Annotated in this window: 9 protein-coding genes; 5 read left to right on the top strand and 4 right to left on the bottom strand. The window is 46.2% G+C overall.

The window, feature by feature from the left end; translation table 11 throughout:
* Nucleotides 1–3083: two-partner secretion domain-containing protein (locus QUA42_RS22795; protein WP_333140305.1), on the bottom strand; the 3083-nt coding region annotated here is incomplete at its 3' end.
* An 81-nt stretch (nucleotides 3084–3164) separates the two neighbouring features.
* Between QUA42_RS22795 and rnhA the strand changes: the two genes are divergently transcribed.
* The 5 genes from rnhA (at nucleotide 3165) to blaOXA (ending at nucleotide 7172) form a co-directional block, all read left to right on the top strand.
* The gene (rnhA, locus tag QUA42_RS22800; RefSeq protein WP_333140307.1) at nucleotides 3165–4082 is read left to right on the top strand and encodes a ribonuclease HI; all 918 of its coding nucleotides are present in this window, start codon (nucleotides 3165–3167) and stop codon (nucleotides 4080–4082) included.
* A 246-nt stretch (nucleotides 4083–4328) separates the two neighbouring features.
* Complete coding sequence (locus QUA42_RS22805; RefSeq protein ID WP_333140309.1) at nucleotides 4329–5117, top strand: HipA family kinase; 789 nt, start codon at nucleotides 4329–4331, stop codon at nucleotides 5115–5117.
* Complete coding sequence (locus QUA42_RS22810; protein WP_333140311.1) at nucleotides 5095–5559, top strand: DUF3037 domain-containing protein; 465 nt, start codon at nucleotides 5095–5097, stop codon at nucleotides 5557–5559. The genes QUA42_RS22805 and QUA42_RS22810 overlap by 23 nt, the downstream gene beginning before the upstream one ends.
* Nucleotides 5560–5734: 175 nt before the next feature.
* Nucleotides 5735–6148 (top strand): MAPEG family protein, encoded by a 414-nt coding sequence (locus QUA42_RS22815; protein ID WP_333140312.1) that lies wholly within the window; start codon nucleotides 5735–5737, stop codon nucleotides 6146–6148.
* 151 nt (nucleotides 6149–6299) lie between these two features.
* Nucleotides 6300–7172, top strand: a complete 873-nt coding sequence (gene blaOXA, locus QUA42_RS22820) for a class D beta-lactamase (protein ID WP_333140314.1) — start codon at nucleotides 6300–6302, stop codon at nucleotides 7170–7172.
* A 35-nt stretch (nucleotides 7173–7207) separates the two neighbouring features.
* On the opposite strand, the gene QUA42_RS27865 is transcribed toward blaOXA, so the two are convergent.
* From QUA42_RS27865 to QUA42_RS22830, 3 genes are read right to left on the bottom strand one after another with little or no spacing between them, the layout of a single operon-like run.
* The gene (locus QUA42_RS27865; protein WP_445301352.1) at nucleotides 7208–7468 is read right to left on the bottom strand and encodes a transposase; all 261 of its coding nucleotides are present in this window, start codon (nucleotides 7466–7468) and stop codon (nucleotides 7208–7210) included.
* Nucleotides 7461–7775: a transposase gene (locus tag QUA42_RS22825; protein ID WP_333140316.1), complete on the bottom strand. Its 315-nt coding sequence runs from the start codon at nucleotides 7773–7775 to the stop codon at nucleotides 7461–7463. Before QUA42_RS22825 ends, QUA42_RS27865 begins: the two co-directional genes overlap by 8 nt.
* Nucleotides 7763–8155 carry a transposase gene (locus QUA42_RS22830; RefSeq protein WP_333140318.1) on the bottom strand — a complete coding sequence of 131 codons (393 nt, stop codon included), beginning with the start codon at nucleotides 8153–8155 and terminating at the stop codon, nucleotides 7763–7765. Before QUA42_RS22830 ends, QUA42_RS22825 begins: the two co-directional genes overlap by 13 nt.
* Between the last annotated feature and the right edge of the window lie 375 nt (nucleotides 8156–8530).

Here is an 8530-nt window from a genome sequence, read left to right on the forward strand (position 1 = left end):
GTTGGCGGAATAATATTGACAGCGCCATCGATCGGCGCAGCACTACCGTTAATTCTCGCATCTCCTTCCACAAAAGGTATCGGCGGATTCCTATCGCCGCCGCCGTGGCGAATCGCAACCGATCCGGCCCGATCGCCCCTAACAGTCGAGATGCTAACTGGAGTACCGTTTTGGTTGTTGAAAGTATCAGTTACTCGAACAAAATTGGGAGTTTCTATATTAACGTTACCGCCCGGAGCATTTATGGATGCAACACTGATATCATTTTGGGCATTAAGAGTGACTGTCGGAGGTCGATCTAACCCCATCGGATTAACATTTATTCGCTCAATTCTGATTTCGTTTCCGGCTAAAATCCTCACAATTCCCGAACCATCTATATTGCCAGTGCTGACAGTTCCCCTGCTGCTAGTGACATCAACTTCAACTCCCCGCAAATCCCCTAAATTCACATCTAGCGGCGCTCTTAAAGTGACATTTCCTGTTGTGGCGTCGGTATTGCCAATATCAATCCTTCCCGTATTGCTAGTTACATTAACTCCAACTCCCCGTAAATCTCCTGAATTCACATCAAGCGGCGCTGTTAAATTGACAGTAGTTTCTGTTGCTGTGGCGCGTCCAGTCTCAATAATTCCCGAAGTGCTATTTACATTAACTTTTGTTCCCAGTAAATCCCCCGAATTTACATTTCCCGAACCTATTATATTAATATTTCCAAGAGATGTAGTATTACCGATCGCAATATTTCCCCGATCGCTATTGATATCGACTGAACCCCCCAGCAAACTCTGTGCATTTAAGTTGCTGGTTGCTTTCAAAGCAATCCTAGCCGCTGGAGCATTGATGGAATCAACGCTAATATTAGTTAGGGCGTCCAGATTGACTGTAGGGATAATGGGATTAACTGGATTTGTGGCGACAGGATTAACAGTTATTACCCCTGTATTGATTTGCTGTCCTGCTACAATTCTGACATCTCCAGAAGTAGCGATCGCCCCCGTAGCGACACTCCCCGTACTGCTGCTAGCATTGACAGTCGCAGCGGTGAGATTGCCGACCGTTAAGTCCCTAAAAGCTGTCAAATTGATATTCTCAGTTGCTGTAATATTGACAGGTGTAGTATTAGGCACAATGGTATTGGCATCAGTCAAAACTCCCAATGCCCCGGAGTTACTGGTAATATCAACATTCGATCCCTGCAAAGTCCCAAAATTCACATTGCCAAAAGCTCTGAGTACGATCGCCCCGGAAGTCCCAGTATCGATCGATCCTGTGACGATATTCCCCCGAACAGTATTCAGACTAATACTGCCGTTGATATCAGCACGAAAAATATCACTTGTCAATATAATATTGTCATTAGCTTGAATATTAATTGTCGAACTAGACGTTAATCTGCCCCCAACCAGCACTCCCGCTTCCCTACTTTCCAGATTAATTTGACCGGCATTAATATCTCTAGTTGCGATACTTCCCGGCGCTGACAAAATTACAGGCCCACCAACAGAAATATTTTCAACCGAAATCAAATTGCTTGATAAAAGTGGACTTGTAAATATCGAATCTTCATCTAAACTGTTAGTAGGAGGATTTAGCAGATTTGCCACTCCCGCCCGCAGAATTAAGGCCGGACTGCTGCTTAAAATAGCAAGATCTGGGTCGTCGGGATTCACACTTTCCCTACCCAATGCAATATCGGGGCCGGTAATTGTAATATCCTCGGCAATAATGCTTCCCTTAGCCTCGACTTTCAGCGAAACTCCGGTATAATCTCCAAAAAAAACATCTCCTTCCGAACTGATAATCGGGTCAAATAAACTGACAAAGTTCCCCGGCATTCCCGACAAATTGCGAATCGAAAAATTGCCACCAGAAACAAAGTGGGAATCCCCCGAAATAATGCCGTTGCTAACCAAACTCAAATTGCCGCCGCTTTGGAATTGCGGGGGAAGAGATAAGCCGCCGATCGCATTTTGAGTGAGAATATCAATAGTACGATCGCCCTGAATGTATAAATTCCCCCCAGCCTTGGCCAAAAAAGGATTCTGGGCGTTGTCTCTGACCCGCACCGCATCCCCACCCAGCAAACTCAAATCCCCCGTAGTTTGAAGCCTAGCGCCTGCTAACGTGAGATTTTCCGCAGCCCATAAATTCGCACTTCCCGCATTCAACTGCGGCAGCCCAGACACATTAGCAGCAATCGCCACATCCCCAGAATTCACCTGCAAACCAGAACCCACAAGCCGCACAGAACCGTCATCCGCAACCGCAACACCCGCCGCCTGATTTTGCCCAGTACCTGTCAGTAACTGCGGCAAAGAAACAGGATTCATAGTCTGTTGAGAATTACCAAAATTTCCGCCCGTTGCTATTTCCAAATTCAACAAATGCCCCGGTTGACTAATGCGGAGAACATTTCCGCCCGCAACAGCAGCAACAGTAATTTGCCCGCCCGCAGCCGACAACTGCCCGGTACTAACAACCGTACCGCCAAGCAAAGCCAAATTTTGCCCAGTAGTCACTGCTAAATTGCCAGCATTAACAATACTTCCCGGTACACCCGCACTAAAATAAAAAGCATTTGGCGTACCAACCAAGGCACTAAAATTATTTGTACCCGCAGCATTAAACCAATTTGAGCCAAAACCGACACCAGTAGCAGTAGTTGCAGTAAAAGCAGCCGGCACATTCAAACTGGCGTTCGGGCCAAACACAATCCCCGCAGGATTAATTAAAAAAAGATTAGAATTGCCGCCCGTGACAGTAATTAAACCGTTAATTAGCGAAGCGTCCCCGCCCGCAATTCGAGCTAATATATTCTGAATAGCCGAATTAGTCAGAAAATTAGCAATTTGACCTTCATTCAAGCCAAACTGCCCAAAACTGTGAAAAAGATTCGCGCCGTCTCCCGACAAACTGCCGCCGTTGATATCATAGCGGTTGCCGCTGGGGGTGACAACAGTACCCGTACCGTCAGCAGCAGGCACTATGGGCTGTGCTTGCGCGAAAGTATTAAAAATTAACAAAGAAAACGGACAAATAAATAGCGCAACCTTTTTAATCTTTAAATTGGCATTTTTCATAGCACCAAGTAAAACTATCTCAATTGCCTTAATTATCGCACTTGCAAACAAGTTACCTCTAAATAACAAATTAATTCGCTCATGACAACTCCCAAAATCAAAAGCCTCTACACAGACGGCGCTTGTTCCGGCAACCCAGGCCCAGGTGGCTGGGGTGCAGTAGTTTGCTTCGCCGATGGCAACTGTCACGAACTCGGGGGTGGAGACCCCCAAACTACTAACAACCGCATGGAAATGCAGGCGGCCGTCGCTGCGCTGGAATTTTTTGCCAATTCCGGTCAAACCGAACCAGTCACCGTTTACACCGACAGCGAATACGTTAAAAACGGCATCACTAAATGGATTCAAGGCTGGAAAAATAAAGGCTGGAAAACCTCAACCGGCAAAGATGTTGTCAACCAAGACCTTTGGCACCGGCTAGACAAGCTGAATTCCCGGCACATCAAGTGGGAACACGTCCGCGGCCACTCCGGCGACTTCTACAACGACAGATGCGATGAAATCGCCCGCAGCTTCTCGCACAATCTCACTCCCGAACTGCAACAGCAGAAACCAACGGCAGGTGAGACTCAGGCGCGAACTTTGGTTAGCGCGGCCGCACCGCCTCTAGGTTGGGAAAACACAATTGTTTCGGAAGAAACGGACGCAACTGGTAACAAAACGATAGAATCCTATGTCATAACTTCTGACCTTCCGATCTCCAACTCTACCATGATGGATTCAACTGCCGATACCCTGGAGAACTTGCCCCGCGAGGTGAGGGTTCAAGACCTCCGCAATCTGATCGAAACGTTGCACATCGCCGACGAGGTTGCGACGAAAGGCTACTTGATTACCAGTTCTGAACTGGCTGATTTGATGGATGTCAATGCCAGCGCTGTCACCAGTCGTGGAGACAACTGGGTTTGGCGGAATTGGGTAGTTTCGCGGGTGCGGCGCGAAGGCAACCAAATTCTCTGGCAATTAGAGAGAATCGACCACGTTAGTACAACTGATTAGTGGTTAGTCATGAGTTATTAGTTGATTAATAACTGATGACTAATGGCTGTCTCAAAGCAAGATTTGGCAAAATTCCGTAGGGACACAACATTGTTGTGTCCTTTTAGTCATCAGTTTAGTAAACAGACTACTTAACATCAGCCCCAGTTACAAGAAAGAATCCAACTGTCTGTAAGCCCGTACTCCCAACCTTCATAAAATCAGTGATTTTGCATTTAAAATCTCAAATCGAAAATCTAAAATAGCATGAGTATCAGCTTGCGAACAGTCACTGCTACCAGATATGTCACTCCCTTACGCGAGGGCGGGTCGCTACCCGCGATCGTCGAAGCAGATGATGATGGTATGTACGTGCTCAAATTTCGCGGTGCAGGCCAGGGAGCCAAATCTCTGATAGCCGAGCTAGTAGCGGGAGAGATTGCTCGCGCCTCCGGGCTCCCAATCCCCGAACTCGTCTTTGTTGAACTCGATCCCGAACTGGGTCGGACTGAGCCTGACCCGGAAATTCAAGATTTGATCCGAGCAAGTGCTGGCCTCAACCTCGCCCTCGACTATCTCCCGGGCTCCATCACCTTTGACCCGATAGCGGGGAAGTCCGAGGCCGATTTGGCCTCAGAAATCGTCTGGTTCGATGCTTTTGTGACTAACATCGATCGCACGTCGCGCAATGCCAATATGCTGGTATGGCACCGCCGGCTTTGGCTGATAGATCACGGTGCAGCCCTCTACTTCCACCACACCTGGAAAGATTATCTCTCGCGCAGCCGCGATCGTTTTCCCGCAATCAAAGACCACGTTCTGCTGCGTTTTGCCAGTACGCTGGAAGCGGCAAATTCAAAGATGAGTCAAACGCTAACCCCGGACATCATTCGTAACATTGTTAAACTAATTCCTGATACTTGGCTGGTGGGAGATTCTCCTTTCAGCGATAGCAACCAACATCGGAATGCTTATATCGAGTACCTGCTAAATCGGCTAGAATCACCACATATTTTTTTGGAGGAAGCGATTAGTGCCCGATCGATTTCTTTATGATTACGCCATTATCCGTGTCGTTCCCAAAGTCGAGCGCGAGGAGTTTATCAACGTGGGGGCGATCGTTTCCTGCGGTACGAAAAAATTCCTCGAAGCCCGTATAGAAATTGATGAACAGCGCTTGATGGCGATCGACTCAACGTTGGATCTGGAAATGATTCGCAATCACCTAGCAGTCATTCCCATCATTTGTGCAGGCGGCAAGGAATCTGGCGCGATCGGTCAACTTCCGCACAGAGAGCGCTTTCACTGGCTCGTAGCACCCCGCAGCACGATCGTTCAGACATCGCGGGTACACACTGGTTTTTGCCAGAATCTACCGGGTGCGATCGAACACTTGCTCGATACAATGGTGCGAGCGCCTTGCCGAAAACCATCTGTAAAGGCTCGGTTGCTAGCGGCTGGAATTGACACTCAGGAGATGCGATCGCACTCTAGTTAGCATCAACTTGTCGGTTAGATGCTGCGGTGAGCTTGGTGGGCGATCTATCGATTTCTGAAAACAGCCAGAATAGAAGCATCCTCAAGCTGTTTTAGCTAAAAATGAGAACGCCAGAGCAAGAGTCTTGACCGATAAATTTTCTAAAGTGTTAGCAGCAGTTTCGCAAAGTAGAAAGATGATGCAAATTGAACCGACAAATATGACTTTCCCTCTCTGGGGTTTAACAATTTTCATCCTGTGGACGATCGCAGTTGTTATCCTGCTGCTAGCAGTCAGAATGCGGCATCTATCTGCGGGCGGAGCTGTAAAAGATTTCGGCACACAAAACGACGACAGCTTGCTTTGGCGACTATTTCGAGTACAATCCAACTTGATAGAAAACCTGCCTTTGTATTTGGGAGTTGTTTTTCTTCTGACTGTGAGGGGTGTTTCAGGAACAGCAGTAGATTTGCTGATTGTTGTGTACATTCTATTTCGGCTTGTACATTCAGCGATTCACATCGCGGGCCTCGATCCAAAGTTTCGGTTCTTCAGCTTAGTAATTCAGTTAAGCTGTTTGGTAGCCTTAACTATTATGGCAGTTTTATAGTTGAGAAATTACGCAATTGCAACCTTTATATAGTATGTGGCGTCAGCGACCAACCTTAATTGTTTCTTACACAGCGTAAGTCAGACGCACCTTACAAGTCGATCGCCCCTGTGACATTACTGCCTGTGAGTTGGCTAACTTATTGAACTTTATGAACCGAATCTCTCGTCCGCTCGCTGTTATTTTAATTGTCTTAGGCTGCATTACTTTTGTTTTAGTTGGGCCACCGCAATCAGCCTTAACCGTGCTACCTCCAGTGCAAGAATCTCCACGGCGGGGAGGAGATTTGGCTCAGACAATTAATTTTGGACGGCACTTTCAAGAGCTAGGAGTGGAAGGCTCGATCGCGATTTACGATTTGAATAGCGATCGGCTTTATCAACACAACCCGCAGCGTAACGCCACAGCTTTTTTACCCGCATCTACATTTAAGATTCTCAACTCTCTGATTTCCTTAGAAACAGGGGTGATTTCAGATGAGCTTGCCGTTCTAACTTGGGATGGAACTCAAAGGCAAATTCCCGCATGGAATCGAGACTTGAATATGAGAGAAGCCATGAAACTTTCCGCCGTTTGGTTTTACCAAGTTCTCGCCCGCCGAGTCGGACACGAGCAAATGCAAAAATGGGTAGCTAAAGTCAGTTATGGCAACCAAAAAATCGGTAACAAAGACGATATTGACAAATTCTGGTTAGAGGGAGAACTGCGAATCACACCCAACGAGCAAATTCAATTTCTGCGCCGTCTCTACAAAAATGACTTACCCTTTTCTGAGCGATCGCTGTCTCTGGTGAAAGACATCATAATTGTTGAACAAACTCCCGATTATACAATTAGGGCAAAAACAGGCTGGGCAAGCTTTGGAGAACAAACAAAGCCTCAAATTGGCTGGTATGTAGGTTATTTAGAGAAGAATAAAAATGTTTACTTTTTTGCGACAAACATTGACATCCGCAACAATAATGACGCACCTGCAAGAATCGAGTTAACGCGCCGTTGCTTCAAGGATCTTGCGCTGCTGTAAGTGCGTTATTTGTTCTCTTACAGCACTTTCCGATGCTATGAGGTACAGTAGCAGCAATGAGTGAACCAATGTTTTAAATGGTGAGGATTCATCAAATTCAAGGCAACTGCTATGATCCTATCAATCATTTCAGGGGTCTTGGGAGAAAATTTTCGCAAAAAAGATTTAAGTTGCGACCACCACATTTCAATCGGATTAAAATCGGGAGAGTAAGGGGATAAATAAACAACCCTTGCGCCTACGCTTTCAATCATTGACTCAATTGATGTGAGTTTATGGGCCGGTAAATTATCCATTACTACTACGGCTTAAGCGCCACAACTGAGGGCATAAAAACTTCTCAATAAACACAGCAAAAGCTGAACTGTCCATTGAGTCATTCAGGGTCATTACTGCCAGCACTTTTTTAAGACTAATTGCGCCAATAACTGTGACTTTGGCTCCTCGATAAAATGGTTTGATTCCTGCTACTCTTGTACCCAACGGCGAACGGGCATGGCTTCTAGCCATTCCCAGCATCATCCCTGTTTCGTCTAAAAATACTAAGTTCTGGGCCTCGAACTCTCTGATTTTCTCCCAATACTCAACTCTTAATTTTTGCACTCTTTCTGTTCCAGCTTGGCTACTATACCAGGTTTTTTTTTACGATTGAGTCCTAATTTTTGTTTGGGGCGGCACAGAGCTGTTCGACTCACCCATTTTCCAGTCTTCTGTCCCCATAATTCGCACAATTCGTCTAAAGTAGCATCAGGGTGCCCGGCGACTAATGCTCTCACTTCTGTTTCTGCACCAGCCAAAGGGCTGAATCGCGGTTTTCCCCTGTGTTTGGGAAGTAAGTTTCCCTCACTTTGTTGCTGCTTGACCAGTTTTTGGACCAGACTTTTAGCAACACCAAACCGAATGGCTACTTTTCTAATCGACATCTTTTCTACCAAGTGCGCTACCACTATTTTTGAGCGGAGATCGAGAGAATAGGATTTCATTAACTTTCACCATCAGATGCTTTTCACTTTAGTTCTTAATTGTACCTCATAACATCGGAAAGTGCTGTATATTGGCAAAAACGCCAGCGGATAGGCTAACGGTGACAGCCAAAACAGCCATTTATTGGATACCTGAGTTCGATCGTAGGAAGCCGAGTCTTTTAAATCTTTTAGGACTTAGGCAATTGGCAGATATAGCAATCCTTGCAGGAGTCGTAAACTTTTTACCCCACCCCAATCCTCCCCGAACCCACGGGGAGGAAGTAAGAAACTCACAAATGATGCGAGGATTGCTATATATAGAACCCATTTGACATCTAAGAAGAGGGTGCAAGCCTTCTAATCATCAGCCTAATAAAACAAAGGTTGAGCTTA

Source organism: Microcoleus sp. Pol11C2 (assembly GCF_036701505.1).
Classification (GTDB): domain Bacteria; phylum Cyanobacteriota; class Cyanobacteriia; order Cyanobacteriales; family Microcoleaceae; genus Microcoleus.